Source organism: Staphylococcus croceilyticus, assembly GCF_002902575.1.
GTDB lineage: Bacteria > Bacillota > Bacilli > Staphylococcales > Staphylococcaceae > Staphylococcus > Staphylococcus croceilyticus.
Map to the genome: position 1 here is coordinate 1 of NZ_PPRD01000106.1, position 1,073 is coordinate 1,073.

Annotated in this window: 1 protein-coding gene; it reads right to left on the reverse strand. The window is 32.9% G+C overall.

Annotated features, from left to right (window positions below; genetic code table 11):
- Positions 1-11: 11 nt before the first annotated feature.
- Positions 12-959, reverse strand: a complete 948-nt coding sequence (locus CD128_RS10860) for an IS30 family transposase (protein ID WP_103329915.1) — start codon at positions 957-959, stop codon at positions 12-14.
- Positions 960-1,073: the final 114 nt, after the last annotated feature.

The window sequence follows — 1,073 nt, forward strand, 5'->3', positions numbered from 1 at the left end:
ATGTTGAGTTGTCAATTTAAGTGCAACAACTCAGAATTTAAAATTTCATAAGACGTCTTCCAATTAAGACACTTTCTAGGACGATGGTTAATAGAGTTTAAAGCATAATCCAACTCTTCTTGAGTTACCTTTGCTAAGTCTGTTTTCTTAGGGAAAAATTCTCTAAGTAATCCATTAGAATTTTCATTAGTTCCACGCTGCCAAGCAGAATATGGTTCAGCAAAATAAATATCGACCTCAAATTGAGATTCAATATTTTTGTAACATGAAAACTCTTTACCACGATCTACAGTAATCGTTTTTACAGCGTTGTTAGGCAAAGATGAAATAAGTTGTTTTATAGCTACTTCCATTGATTTAGAAGAGCGATCAGGCATTAGAAAACAAATGTAATAGCGAGATTTTCTTTCTGCGAAAGTAGCCAGACAGCCTTTACTTTTTCCTCGGCTTGAAACAACTGTATCTGCCTCCCAATGGCCAAAAGAATTGCGTTTTTTAATATCTTTAGGACGTTGAGATATTGATTTACCAATGTTGAAACGACCCCGGGTTTCTTTAGGTCGTTGTCTCTTGCCTTTTTGTCTTAAATAAGGAAACAAATCTAAAGTAAATGAATTGGCATTAATCCATCTATAAATTGTTTTAAAACAAACCTTTTTTTGAAGTAATCTTCCAACAATTTGTTCAGGTGACCAATGTAATTTTAGATGATGGATAATTGTGTTAATCAGTTCATTTGTTAATTTGGAAGGACGACCACAATTCTTTTTTCGAGTTTCATAATTAGTTTGAGCTGTTTCAGCAACATAATTATGAATGGATTTATTTCTTTTAATTTCGCGAGAAATGGTAGAAACCGAACGGTTTAACCGTTTGGCAATAGCTCTTAAAGAATAATTTTCTTTCCTAAGAATCTCTATACTTGCACGCTCAGTTATTGTAAGATGAATGTAGCTCATATTGGCACTCCTTGTATGTGTTTTTGTGGTTATTAACATCTTACAATAAAGTGCCAATCATGGGCCTTTTTTATGGAATTTTATTAGTGTTGCACTTAATATTACAATTCGTCA

What these genes read in the sequence shown, in the direction of transcription:
- CD128_RS10860 (WP_103329915.1), bottom strand. Translation starts at nt 959, where the DNA reads ATGAGCTACATTCATCTTACAATAACTGAGCGTGCAAGTATAGAGATT.